The organism is Curtobacterium sp. NPDC090223, assembly GCF_044746585.1.
Taxonomy (GTDB): domain Bacteria; phylum Actinomycetota; class Actinomycetes; order Actinomycetales; family Microbacteriaceae; genus Curtobacterium.
In genome coordinates, this window is the sequence record NZ_JBIVCN010000004.1 from 248619 (window position 1) to 262892 (window position 14274).

Annotated in this window: 14 protein-coding genes; 9 read left to right on the forward strand and 5 right to left on the reverse strand. The window is 71.8% G+C overall.

Annotation, left to right across the window (positions count from 1 at the left end):
• Positions 1-22 precede the first annotated feature (22 nt).
• Entirely contained in the window at positions 23-484 is a 462-nt protein-coding gene (locus ACIPJY_RS11220) for a hypothetical protein (protein ID WP_400464578.1), read from the forward strand.
• Here ACIPJY_RS11220 and ACIPJY_RS11225 read toward each other — a convergent pair.
• The 3 genes from ACIPJY_RS11225 to ACIPJY_RS11235 are packed head-to-tail and all read right to left on the reverse strand — an operon-like array spanning position 438 to position 3477.
• Entirely contained in the window at positions 438-1607 is a 1170-nt protein-coding gene (locus tag ACIPJY_RS11225) for a GAF domain-containing protein (RefSeq protein WP_400464575.1), read from the reverse strand. The genes ACIPJY_RS11220 and ACIPJY_RS11225 overlap by 47 nt on opposite strands.
• A complete protein-coding gene (locus ACIPJY_RS11230) occupies positions 1604-2356 on the reverse strand; it encodes a ThuA domain-containing protein (protein WP_400464572.1) in 753 nt (250 codons plus the stop codon). Before ACIPJY_RS11230 ends, ACIPJY_RS11225 begins: the two co-directional genes overlap by 4 nt.
• Positions 2353-3477 (reverse strand): Gfo/Idh/MocA family protein, encoded by a 1125-nt coding sequence (locus tag ACIPJY_RS11235; protein ID WP_400464569.1) that lies wholly within the window; start codon positions 3475-3477, stop codon positions 2353-2355. The genes ACIPJY_RS11230 and ACIPJY_RS11235 overlap by 4 nt, the downstream gene beginning before the upstream one ends.
• A gap of 242 nt (positions 3478-3719) precedes the next feature.
• Between ACIPJY_RS11235 and ACIPJY_RS11240 the strand changes: the two genes are divergently transcribed.
• On the forward strand, positions 3720-4175 hold the full coding sequence (locus ACIPJY_RS11240) for a DUF3817 domain-containing protein (protein ID WP_400464567.1): 456 nt from the start codon (positions 3720-3722) through the stop codon (positions 4173-4175).
• A 214-nt stretch (positions 4176-4389) separates the two neighbouring features.
• On the opposite strand, the gene ACIPJY_RS11245 is transcribed toward ACIPJY_RS11240, so the two are convergent.
• Positions 4390-6600, reverse strand: coding sequence for an NADP-dependent isocitrate dehydrogenase (locus ACIPJY_RS11245; protein ID WP_400464564.1), 2211 nt, complete (start codon positions 6598-6600; stop codon positions 4390-4392).
• Between the two features lie 170 nt (positions 6601-6770).
• On the opposite strand from ACIPJY_RS11245, the gene ACIPJY_RS11250 reads away from it, so the two are divergent.
• Both ACIPJY_RS11250 and ACIPJY_RS11255 read left to right on the forward strand, forming a co-directional pair.
• Positions 6771-7136: a hypothetical protein gene (locus tag ACIPJY_RS11250; RefSeq protein WP_400464561.1), complete on the forward strand. Its 366-nt coding sequence runs from the start codon at positions 6771-6773 to the stop codon at positions 7134-7136.
• A 27-nt stretch (positions 7137-7163) separates the two neighbouring features.
• Positions 7164-8861 (forward strand): cation:proton antiporter, encoded by a 1698-nt coding sequence (locus ACIPJY_RS11255; protein ID WP_400464558.1) that lies wholly within the window; start codon positions 7164-7166, stop codon positions 8859-8861.
• A 25-nt stretch (positions 8862-8886) separates the two neighbouring features.
• Here the strand turns inward: ACIPJY_RS11255 and ACIPJY_RS11260 are convergent, their stop codons facing one another.
• On the reverse strand, positions 8887-9381 hold the full coding sequence (locus ACIPJY_RS11260; protein ID WP_400464557.1) for a hypothetical protein: 495 nt from the start codon (positions 9379-9381) through the stop codon (positions 8887-8889).
• An 80-nt stretch (positions 9382-9461) separates the two neighbouring features.
• On the opposite strand from ACIPJY_RS11260, the gene ACIPJY_RS11265 reads away from it, so the two are divergent.
• From ACIPJY_RS11265 to ACIPJY_RS11285, 5 genes are all read left to right on the forward strand, one after another.
• On the forward strand, positions 9462-10076 hold the full coding sequence (locus tag ACIPJY_RS11265; RefSeq protein WP_400464554.1) for a TMEM175 family protein: 615 nt from the start codon (positions 9462-9464) through the stop codon (positions 10074-10076).
• A gap of 53 nt (positions 10077-10129) precedes the next feature.
• The gene (locus ACIPJY_RS11270; RefSeq protein ID WP_400464551.1) at positions 10130-11032 is read left to right on the forward strand and encodes a M23 family metallopeptidase; all 903 of its coding nucleotides are present in this window, start codon (positions 10130-10132) and stop codon (positions 11030-11032) included.
• Between the two features lie 57 nt (positions 11033-11089).
• On the forward strand, positions 11090-12343 hold the full coding sequence (locus ACIPJY_RS11275; RefSeq protein ID WP_400464548.1) for a hemolysin family protein: 1254 nt from the start codon (positions 11090-11092) through the stop codon (positions 12341-12343).
• Positions 12344-12445: 102 nt separating this feature from the next.
• Complete coding sequence (locus tag ACIPJY_RS11280) at positions 12446-13351, forward strand: helix-turn-helix domain-containing protein (RefSeq protein ID WP_400464545.1); 906 nt, start codon at positions 12446-12448, stop codon at positions 13349-13351.
• A 20-nt stretch (positions 13352-13371) separates the two neighbouring features.
• Positions 13372-14157 carry a class I SAM-dependent methyltransferase gene (locus tag ACIPJY_RS11285; protein WP_400464542.1) on the forward strand — a complete coding sequence of 262 codons (786 nt, stop codon included), beginning with the start codon at positions 13372-13374 and terminating at the stop codon, positions 14155-14157.
• Positions 14158-14274 lie beyond the last annotated feature (117 nt).

A 14274-nucleotide genomic window follows, 5' to 3' on the forward strand; every position in this document is an offset into this window, starting at 1 on the left:
GAGGGTGCCCTACCGTTCCGGCATGGACGGATGGCGGAACCCGGTGCGCTGGGCACGGACGGGACGGTGGCTGCTGCTGCCGATCCTGGTGCTCGACTGGTTCACCCTCGTGCCGCAGGGCGTCTTCGTCGCGGCCTTCCTCGTCGCGGTCCTCGGGCTCGTCGGCATCGCGGCGGCACTGGTCGCCAGGATGCTCCGGGCCAGCCGCGGGGCGATGGCCGCGCTCGGCGTCGTGATGCTGCTCGGTGGGCTCGCCGTCTTCGCGCTCGACCCGTTCCCGGGGTCGTTCCCGCTCATCGAGTCGTGGTGGCCGGACGCGATCACGCAGCCGCAGCACGTCGGCAGCGCCTACTGGCAGCTCGCGGGGCTCGGCATCGAGCTCTGCGGGTTCGGGCTGCTCGCGACGCTCCTGGTCGTCGCGCTCACCCGGCCCTCGTTCACCGGCGGGTCGACTCCGGGTGGCGGCGCAGCACCACGACGGTGACGTCGGCGTCCGGGGCCGTCGGCAGCAGGCCGCGGACCCGGTCGAGCAGCGCCCCGCCACCCGCGGCGGCGAGTGCGGCGAGCGCCTGCAGGTCGCCGAGTCCGTCGAGCGTCAGGATGCCCGCGGTGACGAGCACGAGCTGGTCACCGGGGGCGAGCGTCAGGGTGCCGTGCGTCCGCGAGGTGCCCGCCGGCTGCAGGCCGATCGGCAGGTCGTGCGACCGGAGGACCGCGGCCGCACCGTCGGCGGACACGTGCAGCGCCAGGCCGTGGCCGGCGTCCACCCACGTCACCGCACCCGACGTCGGGTCGACCCGTGCGTGGAAGAGCGACCCGACGGCTTCCGCAGCCGTCAGGTCGGCGGCGATCTGGGCCTCCAGCGAGGGCCCGTCGGAACCGAGCGGGACGTCCGTGCGGGCAACGACGGCCGCGCGCATCGTGGACGCGAGCAGCGCGGCGGCCCGGCCGGCGGCCGACACCGTCCCGATCGTCAGGCGGAGCGTCCCGTCGGCGGCGAGCCGCCAGTCGACGACGTCGCCGGAGTCCTGCCGGGCCGACGAGGCCGTCTGCAGGTCGAACCCGTCGACGTCGACCGGCTCCGGGGTGAGGCCGTCGAGCACCTTCCGCACGCGGTCCCGGTCCATCGCGTGTCCGAGCTCGCGCTCCGCCCAGCGCGCCAGGTCGCGGAGCAGCTCGACGTCCTCGGGGGAGAGGTCGCGCGGCCGCGGGTCCATGATGCAGAGTGTGCCGACGGTCGTGCCGTCCGCCATCGTCAGCGGTGCGCCGGCGTAGAAGCGGATGCCCGGTTCGCCGGTCACCGCGGCCAGCGAGCTGAACCGCGGGTCGAGCGTGGCGTCCGGGATCACGAGCGCCTCGTCCTGCAGGACCGTGGTCGAACAGAACACCGCACTCGCCGGTGCGCTGCCGCCCTGCTGCCAGCCCTGGGTGGACTGCGCCGTGACGACGTTGTCGTGCACGAGGTTGAGGAAGCTCAGCGGGACGCCGAACGCCTGCTGGGTCATCCGGGTGATGCGGTCGAACCGCTCTTCCGGACCGCTGCCGAGGATGCCGAGGGCCTCGACGACGGCGGTCCGGCGAGCGGACGTCTCTGCTGTGGAGCTCACACGCCCTGTCTACCCCGAGCGGGGTCCAGGAACCAGTCCCGCGGGTGCTGGTCCGCCGTCAGCGCACGACGCGCCGACGTCGGGGCGGCCCACTCGACGGCGTTGGCGAGGACCCGCTGGATGTCCGGGTGGTGGTACACCGGGTACTCCTGGTCACCGGGGGAGAAGTAGAACACCTTGCCGAGCCCGCGGTGGTACCCGACGCCGGAGCGGAAGACCTCGCCGCCCGCGAACGTCGACAGGAAGACCTCTTCGTCCGGGCGCGGGATGTCGAAGTGCTCGCCGTACATCTCCTGACGGTCGATGACGATCGGGTGCGGCACGCCCTTCGCGATCGGGTGCTCTGGTGCGATGGTCCAGACCAGCTCGCGCTCCCCGTCGTTGCGCCACTTCAGCGAGCACGTGGTGCCCATCAGCCGGGTGAACGGCTTCGAGTAGTGCCCGGAGTGCAGGACCACGAGGCCCATGCCGGACTGCACGGCCGTGACCACGCGGTCGACGACCTCGTCCGCGACCTCGCCGTGGGCGACGTGGCCCCACCAGAACAGGACGTCGGTGGCGTCCAGGCGCTCCTGCGTCAGTCCGTGCTCGGGCTCCTGCAGGGTCGCGGTGCTGACGTCCGCGTCCGGGTGGTGCTGCCGCAGGGCGTCGGCGACGACGGTGTGGATCCCGTTCGGGTAGTGGCCCAGCACGGTCTCGTCCCCGCGGGACTCGTGCACGTTCTCGTTCCAGACGACGATGTTGGTCACGCCTGCACCTCCATTTCGTGCCCGGCAGCCGCTGACGCGTAGATCGCGTCGACGACACGGCTCCGGTGCAGCGCGAACTCCCCGTGGTGGCCGTCGTGCAGGCCGCTCCGGATGGTCGCGATGAACTCCTCGATGACCCGCTGGTGGTGCCCGGACGGCACCTGCACCCCGGGTCGGGTGACGGTCGGGACGCCCTGCTCGTCGGAGTAGAGCGTCACCGTGCCCTCGGTCGCGTAGTCGCGGACGAACAGCCGGGCGCCGCCGGTCGAGCCGAGGAGCTCGACCTCGATGTCCTCGACGTCCTTCGAGTAGGACGCCCAGCTCGCCTGGAGCTGCAGGCTGGAGCCGTCGTCGAAGCGGAGCAGGGCGCTCGCGAAGTCCTCGACGTCGAAGGGCCGCCCGGTCGCGGCGGACACCGGGGTGCGGTCGCTGCCGCCACGGCCGGCGCTGCCGAGCTCGTTGTACGCGACCGCGCTCGCGGTGACGACCCGCGGCTCGCCCATCAGGTGCAGCGCGATGTCCAGCACGTGCGACCCGAGGTCGATGAGCGGTCCGCCGCCGGCGGTCTCCTTGTTCGCGAACCAGCTCTGGATGCCGGGGATCCCGGCGCGGCGGAGCCAGCTGGCCCGGGCGTGGTAGACGTGGCCGATCGGGCTCGGGCCGCCGTCGGCGTGCAGGTGGTTCGCCAGGAACTGCACGTCCGCGCGGCGGCGGTGGTTGTAGGCGACCTCGAGGACGCGGTCGTTCCGCACGGCGGCGTCGACCATCTCCTGCGCCTGGTCACCGGTCGTGGCGAGGGGCTTCTCGCAGAAGACGTGCTTGCCGGACTCGAGCGCGGCGACCGCGATCGGGTGGTGCAGCGCGTTCGGGACGCCGATGGACACGATGTCCAGGTCGTCCCGGGCGACCAGGTCCTGCCAGTCCGCGGAGGTGTTCGGCACGTGCCGGGACTCGGCGAGTTCGGCCAGCCGCGCGGTCTCCTGTCCCGCGAGCGCCACCACCTCGACCCCCGGGAGTGCCGTGTAGGCATCGAGGTGCGTGGTCCCGGCGAACCCGAGACCCACCACCCCGACGCGGAGCGTTCGTGTTGCATCCGTCGTCGTGTTCGTCGTCGTCGACATGACATCGACGCTACCCGAGGCGCGGGTCGAATCGATACGACCGTCGGCGTGTCACGGTTCGGGGGCTGGGTGGGGGCTGGGTGGGGGCTGGGCTGGGTGGTCGAATCGCGCGTAGGTAGTTGAATCGCGCGTAGGCAGCCCGAAGTTCCGACCCCCTACGCGCGATCCGCCTTCCCATTGCGGGCGATGTGGGAAGGAACGCGCGCGGAGGTCTCCCATCTGAGGTCCGAGACCATGGAGGCATGACGCCTCGATCCCTGTTCCGCGCCCTGGCGGTCGCCGAACTCGTGACCTGGACGATGCTCCTCGTGGGCATGGTGATGAAGTACGCGCTCGGACTGGGCGACCTGCCGGTGCGCATCGGCGGCGGCGTGCACGGCTTCGTCTTCCTGGCGTACCTCGTCGTGGCGACGGTCGTCGCGGTGAACCAGCGGTGGTCGTTCCGGACGACGCTCCTCGGCTGGGCGAGTGCGATCGTGCCCTACACGACACTGCCGTTCGAGGCCGGCGTCGCCCGCCGCGGCATGCTCGACGGCCCGTGGCGCCGGTCGTCCACGTCCGGGCGTCCTGGTCCGCTCGACCGCCTGCTCTTCACCGTGGTCGCGCACCCGTTGGCCGCCGCCGTCGTCGGCGTGGTGCTGGTGGTGCTGGTCTTCGTCCTCCTGCTGACGCTCGGCCCGCCGGTCCCGTCGCGCTGACCCGTCGCGCACGCTCGGCCGTACCGGCGCGCCGCCCCCTCCCCGAGGTTCCACGACTCGCCGCTCAGGTCCGCCCCGGTTCCGCAGAGGACCGGTCCGGGCGCTCGAGATTCCGTAATTACGGAACCTCGAGGTGCGGTGGCGGCGCGACCACGGACGGACGGGAGGCCCGGTGCCAGCTGGCACCGGGCCTCCCGTTCGTGGTTCCGCGCGTCTACAGCGCGGCCAGGACCGCGTTCAGTGTCGCGGACGGGCGCATGACCGCGCTCGTCTTGGCGTCGTCGGGGCGGTAGTAGCCACCGATGTCGGCCGGGGAGCCCTGGACCGCGACGAGCTCGTCGACGATGGTGGCTTCCTGGGCACCCAGCTGCCCGGCGATCTCGGCGAACGCCGCCGCGAGCTCGGTGTCCTCGGTCTGCGCCGCGAGCTCTTCCGCCCAGTACTTCGCGAGGAAGAAGTGGCTGCCGCGGTTGTCGATCGTGCCGAGCTTGCGACCAGGGGACTTGTCCTCCTCGAGGAAGGTCCCGGTGGCACGGTCGAGCGTCTCGCCGAGGATCTTCGCGCGCTGGTTGCCCGTCACGCCGGCGAGGTGCTCGAGGGAGACCGCCAGGGCCAGGAACTCGCCGAGGCTGTCCCAGCGCAGGTAGTTCTGCTGCACGAGCTGCTGGACGTGCTTCGGTGCGGAGCCGCCGGCACCGGTCTCGAACAGGCCACCGCCGCCGAGGAGCGGGACGACCGAGAGCATCTTGGCGGACGTGCCGAGCTCCATGATCGGGAACAGGTCCGTCAGGTAGTCGCGGAGCACGTTGCCCGTGACGGAGATGGTGTCCTCGCCGCGGCGGATGCGCTCGAGCGAGAACGCCATGGCGTCGACCGGGGACAGGATCTCGATCTGCAGGCCGTCGGTGTCGTGCTCGCCGAGGTAGCGCTGCACGAGCTCGATGAGGGCGGCGTCGTGCGAGCGGCTCTCGTCGAGCCAGAAGACCGCGGGCGTCTCGGAGGCACGGGCTCGGGTGACGGCCAGCTTGACCCAGTCGCGGATGGCGACGTCCTTGGTCTGGCATGCACGCCAGATGTCGCCCTGCGCCACCTGGTGCTCGATGACGACGTCACCGGCGGCGTTCGTCACGCGGACGGTGCCGTCGCCGGGGACCTCGAAGGTCTTGTCGTGCGAGCCGTACTCCTCGGCCTTCTGCGCCATCAGGCCGACGTTCGGCACCGAGCCCATGGTGGCCGGGTCGAACGCACCGTTGGCACGGCAGTCCTCGATGACGGCCTGGTAGATGCCGGCGTAGCTCGAGTCGGGGATCACGGCGATGGTGTCGTGCTCGTCGCCGTCCGGGCCCCACATGTGCCCGGAGGTGCGGATCATCGCGGGCATCGAGGCGTCCACGATGACGTCGCTCGGCACGTGCAGGTTCGTGATGCCCTTGTCGGAGTCGACCATCGCGAGCTCCGGGCCCGCGGCGATGCCGTCCGTGAAGGCCTGCTTGATCTCCGCACCGTTCGGCAGCGCGTCGAGCCCGGTGAGGATCGAGTTGAGACCGTCGTTCGGGGTCAGGCCCGCCGCGGCCAGGTCGGCGCCGTAGCGGTCGAACACGTCGGGGAAGAACGCCCGGATGACGTGACCGAAGATGATCGGGTCGGAGACCTTCATCATCGTGGCCTTGAGGTGCACCGAGAACAGGATTCCCTCGTCCTGGGCGCGCTGGATCTGCGCACGGAGGAACTGCTCGAGCGGGCCGACGTGCAGGACGGTGCCGTCGATGACCTCACCGGCGAGGACCGGGATCGACTGCTTGAGGACCTGCTCGTGCCCGTCGGTGCCGACGAACGTGATCGTCAGGGTGTCGTCGGCGGGTGCGACCCAGGTCTTCTCGTTCGAGCGGAAGTCGTCGGCGCCCATCGTCACGACGTTGGTCTTCGACTCGGGGCTCCACGCACCCATGCGGTGCGGGTGCTTGCGGGCGTAGTTCTTCACCGAGAGGGGCGCACGGCGGTCGGAGTTGCCCTCGCGCAGGACCGGGTTCACGGCACTGCCCTTGACCTTGTCGTAGCGGGCGCGCACGTCGCGCTCGGCGTCGGTCGTCGGCTCGTCCGGGTACTCCGGCAGGTCGTAGCCCTGCGACTGGAGCTCCTTGATGGCGGTCTTGAGCTGCGGGATCGATGCCGAGATGTTCGGCAGCTTGATGATGTTCGCCTCGGGGGTCTTCGCGAGGTCGCCCAGCTCGGCCAGTGCGTCGTCGAGTCGCTGCTCGTCGGTGAGCCGCTCGGGGAAGAGCGCGATGATCCGGCCGGAGAGGGAGATGTCCCGCGTCTCGACGTCGACGCCGGCGGTGCCGGCGAACGCCTGGATGACGGGGAGGAAGGAGTGGGTGGCGAGGAACGGCGCCTCGTCCGTGAGCGTGTAGATGATCTTGGCCATGCTGGCGGGTACTCCCTTGTTCGCGCGTCGGTGCTTCCACGCTACTCGTGGTGAGTGATGTCTCGACATCAAGATACATTGCCGAGGCGTCGTCCAGCCACCGTCCAGGATTCGCAACGACGGGTCATAGGGAAGCGTCGTGGAATGGTGCACCCCGAGAGGAGCACACCATGGCCGCTGCACGACAACGTCCCGAGGACCACGGGTGGACCGCCGAGGACCTCCGTTCCGCGTACGCGTCCGACGGCAGCGGGCCGTACCGGTACGCCCCGGACGGCTCCGGACCGTTCTCGTACGACCCGGACGGCAGCGGCCCCTGGCTCGTCGGCCCGGACCCGGTCCGTGGCTTCGCCCGCTTCGCGCCGCGCAACCGGGGTTCCGCGTCCCGGCTGCGTCGCATCGGGACCGCGATCACGGCCGGCGCGCTCGCGCTCACCCTGGTCGCCGGCAGCCTGGCGTTCGTCGCCACCGAGGTCGCCCCACACCACACCGTGGACGCCGCGGCCGTCCACAACCAGGGACCCGACGCGGACTGAACCGGCGTTCGGTGTCACGCTGGGGTGGTGACAGAACTCCTCGTCGTCGGCCTCGTCGCCATCCTGGTCATCGCGGGCGCCGCCGTGCTCGGCCCCCGGATCGGCGTCGCCGCACCGCTCGTGCTCGTCGCGGTCGGCATCGTCGCGAGCCTGGTGCCCTGGATCCCGAACGCCGAGATCGACCCAGAGTGGATCCTGGCCGGGGTGCTGCCACCGTTGCTGTACTCGTCGGCGGTGTCGATGCCGACGATGAACTTCCGCCGCGAGTTCGGGGCGATCAGCGGCCTGTCCGTGGTGCTCGTCATCGCGAGCTCCGTCGTGCTCGGCCTGTTCTTCGCCTGTGTGATCCCGGGGCTCGGACTCGCCTGGGGGATCGCACTCGGGGCCATCGTCAGCCCGACCGATGCGGTCGCGACGTCCATCGTGAAGCAGACCTCGGTGTCCCGACGGGTCATCGCGATCCTCGACGGCGAGTCGCTGCTCAACGACGCCACCGCCCTGGTGCTCCTGCGGACCGCGATCGTCGCCGCGGCCGCGTCGTTCTCGTTCTGGGGCGCGGTGGGGGACTTCGCGTTCGCGGTGGCCGTCGCCGTCGCGATCGGGCTCGTCGTCGGGTGGCTGAACCTCCGTGTCCGCGCCCGCGTCCCGAACGCGACCGTCAACACGGCGCTCTCGTTCGCCGTGCCCTTCGCGGCGTCGATCCCCGCTGAGGCCCTGCACGCGTCGGGTCTCGTCGCCGCGGTGGTCGCCGGACTCGTGACCGGGATCCGTGCGCCGCGGGTCCTGCCGCCGAGCCACCGACTGTCGGACGCACAGAACTGGGGCACGGTCGAGTTCGTGCTCGAGGGAGCGGTGTTCCTGGTGATGGGACTCGAACTCGCGTCGATCATCACCGACGTGCACCAGGACCACGCGGGCATCGGCCCCGCGCTGCTCATCGCCGTCGGTGCCCTCGTGCTCACCGTGCTCGTCCGGGCGGCGTACGTCGTGCCGCTGTTCCTCGGCCTGGCGAAGAGCGCACGGCGTCAGGCGCGGATGCAGGAACGCCTCGAGGGCTTCCAGGGCGCCGATCGGGAATCGACGAGCGCCGCACTGCAGGAACACCGGTTCGGCAACCGGGAGCCGAGCGAGCGGGACCTGGAGCGCTTCGGCACCCGGGTGCGGCAGATGCTGGCGGACATCCAGTACTTCACGAAGGCACCGATGGGCTGGCGCGAGGGCACCGCGGTCGTCTGGGCGGGCATGCGCGGCGCGGTGACCGTCGCGGCAGCGCAGACGCTGCCGGACACCGCCCCGCAGAAGTCCCTGCTCGTGTTCATCGCCTTCGCGGTCGCCGGGCTGTCCCTGCTGGTCCAGGGCGGGACCATCGGCCCGCTGCTGCGCCGGATCAGTCCCCCGACGACCACGAGCGCGGCGAACGACACCGACGAACGCCAGCGCCTGATGACGGTCATGCGGGACGCGGCCGAGTCGGTCGCGGCGGAGTCCCCGGACGGCTTCACCCCGCGCACGCGTGAGGAACTCGCGGCGACGGACCCGGCGGAGCTCCGCGCGTGGTTCGGGCGCGAGAAGGTCCGGCGCCTGCAGGTCCTCGACGCCCAGCGGTCGGCGCTGCTCGACGCCCGCGACGACGGCACCTTCGACGCCGAGGTGCTGGACTCGGTCCTGCAGAACCTGGACGCCGAGCAGATCGCGCTGGAACTGCGCGGGGGTCCGACCGGCTGAGCAGCGGCCCGCACGACCGTGGCGCTCAGTGGCCGATCGTGATGCGGAACACCCGCACGCCGGCGGTCTGCAGGGCGGCCAGCCCGAGCCGCATCCGCATGTTCCGGAACGGCCGCTTCAGCCCGGTGGGGGCAGCAGCGGCGCCCATCTGGTGCAGCACCTCGGTGGTCAGGGTGCGCTCGAGCTTCGGCGCGAGCCGGGTGGCACCCGAGACCGTCACGACGATCCGGACCGCGTGCGGGGCGAGCAGGGGGTCGATGGTCTCCGCGGCCTCGTGCGCCCGGTGGAACGCGGGGTCGTCGCCCGGTCGTCGGATCGCGATCACGGCGAGTTCGGCGTTGCCGGTCTCGGAAGGGTCCGGCAGGTCGTCGACGCCGATCACCCGGAGCCGCGCAGCATCGACGCCGGCGCGTACCGCTGCGACGCGGAGCACCGGCAGGAGGTCCTGCGTGCCGGCCAGGACGACCTCGGCGTGTTCGAGGTCGATCGGTTCGTGGCGTTCCCGGGGCGTTCGGGCCATGAGGGGTCCTTCCGCTCGCTGCTCCTCGGACACTACTGATCCGCGGGCCGACACGCCCGCCCGCACCCTAGGCTGACGCCATGGCACGGATGCTCCGCACGGACCGGGGTCTCGATCGGCTCGTCAACTTCTCCGACGCGACCGTCGCGATCGCGATCACGCTGCTGCTCCTGCCCCTCGTCGACGTCGCCGACGACATCGAGCACGAGTCGCTCGGCACGCTCCTGGGGGAGAACGTCGGGACGATCATCGCGTTCTTCGTCAGCTTCGTCGTGATCTCGCGCCTGTGGCTCTCCCACCACCGGCTGTTCGAGGCGACCCAGTCGTACTCGAGCGCGGTGCTGCGCGTGAACTTCGTCTGGCTGGCGAGCATCGCGTTCCTGCCGTTCTCGTCGAACCTCATCGCCCAGACCACCCACGACCGTGGGGTCAACGCCCTGTACATCGGCACGATCGCGATGGCGAGCCTGAGCATGACCGTGATGCAGTGGACGGTGTGGCGCGACCCGACGCTCATCCGCGAGGACGGGCGTGCGATGCTCCACCCGGTCGACGGCACCGTGACGTTCTTCGCGCTCGTGGTGGCCCTGCTCGGCGCCGTCATCGTGCCGGCCGGCGGGCCGTTCTGGCTGTTCGTGCTCGTCCCCGCCGGGTGGCTCTCGACGTGGTTGGAGCGTCGCTTCCACGACCGGTGACGGCGAACAGGGGCTGTACAACCGGACAGGTTCGTGCAGAATGGTCTGCGGCCATGACGACACCACGCGACGCAGACCAGCAGCCCGACACCCCGGTCGTGCACCTCTCCCGTCGCGCCGCCCTCGAGGCCGAGCGCGCGGCAGCCGCACCGAAGCGCCGCCGCGCCGCGCCGCGACAGCCCGCCCCGAAGCAGGCCGCCCCGAGACCGCCCGCCCCGAAGCAGGCCGCGCCGCGACAGGCCGCCCCGGTGCAGGCCGTGTCGAGACGGCCCCGGCTCACCACCGGACAGCGCACCAGCCGCCTCACGCTCACCAGCGCCGTCGCCGCGATCGCCATGTTCGCCGCCTCCGCGATGCCCGCCCACGCCAGCGCCGGCACCTCGAGCGCGACGTCGACCCTCGCACCGATCGTCCGCACGCAGGACTTCGCCGTGACCCAGGCGGTCGCCACCGCCACCACCACGCGGGACGGCTTCACGGTCGGCGGCAGCGGCGGGGGCGCCCCCGGCGCCGAGGTCACGTTCGGCGGAGCGGTCCGCTCGCCGTTCCCGACCCAGGTCCGCATGAGCTCCGGCTTCGGCTACCGTTCGGCCCCCTGCGCCGCGTGCTCGTCGCTGCACCAGGGCCTCGACTTCAATCCCGGCATGGGCGCGCCGATCGGTGCCGTCGCCGCGGGGACCGTCCGGGTCTCCGGCATGTACTTCTCGTACGGCAACGCGGTCGTCATCGACCACGTGGTCGACGGGCGCGAGGTCTCGACGCTCTACGGGCACATGATCCCCGGGTCCTCGCCGCTCAAGGTCGGCGACCGGGTCGAGGCCGGCGAGTTCGTCGGCAGCGTCGGCTCCTCCGGGGTCTCGACGGGCGCGCACCTGCACCTCGAGGTGCTGCTGGACGGCACGCTGCCGATCGACCCGCGGGCCTGGATCGAGTCGCACTCCGGCCGCTCGCTCTAGACGCTTCCCCAGGCGTTCCGGGCCGGTTCCCCAGCGAACCTGTGCAGGATCACAGGCGTGGACACCTGGTTGGCCTTCGGTCTCGTCGTCGTCTTCGTGCTGGTCGGCGGGGTGTTCGCCGCGGCCGAGATCGCGCTCGTGTCGCTCCGCGAGTCCCAGCTCCAGCAGCTCGAGCACCGCGGCAGCCGCGGCGCCCGGGTGGCCACGCTCGGCCGTGACCCGAACCGCTTCCTCTCCGCCGTGCAGATCGGCGTGACCGTCGCCGGGTTCTTCTCCGCCGCGTACGGCGCGTCCTCGATCGCCCCCGACGTCGCCCCGCTCTTCGAGGGCCTGGGCCTCGCGACCGGCACCGCCGAGACGGTCGCACTGATCGCGATGACCCTGGTCATCGCCTACCTGTCGCTCGTGTTCGGTGAGCTCGTCCCGAAGCGCCTCGCACTCCAGCGCGCCGAGGGCTTCTCGATGCTGGTCGCACCGACGCTCGACCGCTTCGCGACCCTGATGCGCCCGGCGATCTGGGTGCTGTCGCGGAGCACGGACGCCGTCGTCCGGCTGCTCGGCGGGGATCCGGACGCCCGGAGCGAGTCGATGAGCACCGAGGAGCTGCGCGGGCTGGTGTCCCAGCACGATGCCATCGACGAGCAGGGGCGACGCATCGCCCGCAGCGCGCTCGATGCCCAGGGCCGGATCCTCCGCGAGTCGATGCGCCCCTGGTACGACGTCGCGACGCTGCACGACCGGCAGAGCATCGCCGAGGCCACCGACCTCGCGCTCGACCTCGGGCACACCCGGTACGTCGTCACCGGTGGCTCCCGCGACGAGGTCATCGGCTTCGTCCACCTCCGCGACCTGCTCCGGCCGGTCGCGCCCGACGCCGAGATCCGCACCGTCATCCGCCCGATCGTGGCCTTCCCGGAGACGAAGTCGCTGTCGAGCACGATCGCCGAGATGCGGACCGAGGGCGCCCAGATCGCCCTGGTCGTCGACGAGTACGGCGGCAGCGCCGGCATGGTCACGCTCGAGGCCCTGCTCGAGGACCTCGTCGGCCCGATCCGCGACGAGTACGACGCCCCGGTCCGCAACACCGGTGACGTCGACGGGGCGACCGTGCTCGAGGACCTCGTCGCGGACGGCGGGCCCGTCCTGCCCGACGGCGACTACGAGACCGTCGGCGGTCTGGTGCAGGTGCACCTGGACCGCGTCCCGCAGGTCGGCGACGTCGTCGAGGTGGGGGAGCACCGCCTCGAGGTCACCCGGATGGACGGGCACCGCGTCGCGCGCGTCGCGATCCAGGAGAACGCGACCAGATGACGGACAGGAGGCCCGTGGCGGCGCCGTCACGAGCCTCCCGTCCGCCGACGGGTTCCGCTGGTACCTGCCTCGAGCCAGGTGCCACGACGTAGCCTGTGGACCATGGGTATCGACGTGCGCAACGAGATCCGCGACTTCCTGTCCTCGCGGCGGGCGCGGATCACCCCCGAGCAGGCCGGCATGCCGTCGTTCGGCGGCGGGGTGCGCCGTGTGCCGGGGCTCCGGCGGCACGAGGTCGCGATGCTCGCCGGTGTCAGCGTCGACTACTACACCCGGCTCGAGCGCGGCACGCTGAAGGGCGTCTCGGACAGTGTCCTCGAGGGCCTGGCCGGCGCCCTGCAGCTGGACGCCGACGAGCGCACGCACCTCTGGGACCTCGCGCGCCTGGCGAACTCGGGCGTGAAGATGATGCACAAGACCATGCCGACCCGGATCCGTCCTGGCGTGCAGCGGCTCCTCGACGCGATCACCGGTGCGCCCGCCTGGGTGCGGAACGAACGCGGTGACGTCCTCGCCGCGAACGAGCTCGGCCGAGCGCTGTACTCCCCGATGTTCGCCGGACCCGGTCGTCCGGTGAACTCCGCGCGCTTCACGTTCCTCGACCCCGCCGCCCGGTCGTTCTTCGTCGACTGGCCCCGCACCGCCCGGGACTCCGTGGCGATCCTCCGTGCCGCCGCGGTGGCGAACCCCTGCGAGCCCGGGCTCGTGACGCTCGTCGGGGAGCTCTCCACCCGCAGCGAGGAGTTCCGCACGTGGTGGGCCGAGCACGACGTCCGGCTGCACCGCACCGGCAAGAAGCGGATCAACCACCCCGTCGTCGGGGACCTCGAGCTCGACTACGAGGCACTCGACCTCGTCGCCGACCCGGGCCTGACCATGTTCACCTACAGCGCCGAGCCGGGGTCGTCCTCGGAGCGCTCGCTGGCCCTCCTCGGGACCTGGGCCGCGACCGAGCGCGCCGAGCACTACGCCGCCCTGCGCGAAGCCGAGTCCGAGTCGGTCGACTGACCGCGCCGTAGGCTGACGGCGTGACGAGGACTGCGGACGGATCGGCCGGGGACGCCGACTACGGCGTGATCGGCGCCGGGTACGGCCGCTACCGTCGGCCCGAGCCGTCCTTCACCCGGGCGATCGCGAAGGAACTCGGGGACGCCCGCACGGTGCTGAACGTCGGGGCTGGCGCGGGTTCCTACGAGCCCCGCGACCGGGACGTGACCGCCGTCGAGCCCTCGGAGTCGATGCGCGCCCAGCGTCCGCCGGAGCTCGTCACGGCGATCGACGCCACGGCCGAGGACCTGCCGTTCGACGACGACGCGTTCGACGCCGCGATGACGACGTTCTCGGTGCACCAGTGGCAGGACGTCGAGCGGGGGCTCGCCGAGATGCGCCGGGTCACGCGCGGGCCCGTGGTCGTCATGACGTGCGACCCCGAGCGCGTGCAGGACTACTGGCTCGCCGAGTACGCCCCGGACGTGATGGCAACGGAGGCGCGCCGCTACCCCGCGCTCGACCGGATCGCCGCAGCGCTCGGCGGCGACGTCACGACGACCCGTCTCCCCATCCCGTACACCTGCGTCGACGGCTTCTCCGAGGCGTACTACGGCCGTCCGGAGCGGCTCCTCGACCCGGGGGCGCGCAAGGCGAACTCGGCGTGGGCGTTCGTCGACGAGATGAGCGCTGCCCGCTCCGTCGCCGCACTCCGCACTGCGCTCGAGACCGGCGCGTGGGACGACCGGCACGGCCCCCTCCGCGTGCAGCCCTCCTACGAGGGCTCCCTGGTGCTGTTGACAGCCCGTCGTAGGCTGGTGTCGTGAGCAACCGTCCCGAGGAGGTCGTCGGCGTCCCAGCCGGCATCAGGGCCTGACGCCCCCGGCTGTGTCGTCCGACACGGCCGCACTCGTCGACCCATCCTCGGAAGAACCGCCCGGTGC

Bases quoted from the DNA above. Each gene is read 5' to 3' on its own strand.
- ACIPJY_RS11220 (WP_400464578.1), top strand. From the start codon at position 23: ATGGACGGATGGCGGAACCCGGTGCGCTGGGCACGGACGGGACGGTGG.
- ACIPJY_RS11235 (WP_400464569.1), bottom strand. From the start codon at position 3,477: ATGTCGACGACGACGAACACGACGACGGATGCAACACGAACGCTCCGC.
- ACIPJY_RS11240 (WP_400464567.1), top strand. From the start codon at position 3,720: ATGACGCCTCGATCCCTGTTCCGCGCCCTGGCGGTCGCCGAACTCGTG.
- ACIPJY_RS11245 (WP_400464564.1), bottom strand. From the start codon at position 6,600: ATGGCCAAGATCATCTACACGCTCACGGACGAGGCGCCGTTCCTCGCC.
- ACIPJY_RS11250 (WP_400464561.1), top strand. From the start codon at position 6,771: ATGGCCGCTGCACGACAACGTCCCGAGGACCACGGGTGGACCGCCGAG.
- ACIPJY_RS11260 (WP_400464557.1), bottom strand. From the start codon at position 9,381: ATGGCCCGAACGCCCCGGGAACGCCACGAACCGATCGACCTCGAACAC.
- ACIPJY_RS11265 (WP_400464554.1), top strand. From the start codon at position 9,462: ATGGCACGGATGCTCCGCACGGACCGGGGTCTCGATCGGCTCGTCAAC.
- ACIPJY_RS11270 (WP_400464551.1), top strand. From the start codon at position 10,130: ATGACGACACCACGCGACGCAGACCAGCAGCCCGACACCCCGGTCGTG.
- ACIPJY_RS11280 (WP_400464545.1), top strand. From the start codon at position 12,446: ATGGGTATCGACGTGCGCAACGAGATCCGCGACTTCCTGTCCTCGCGG.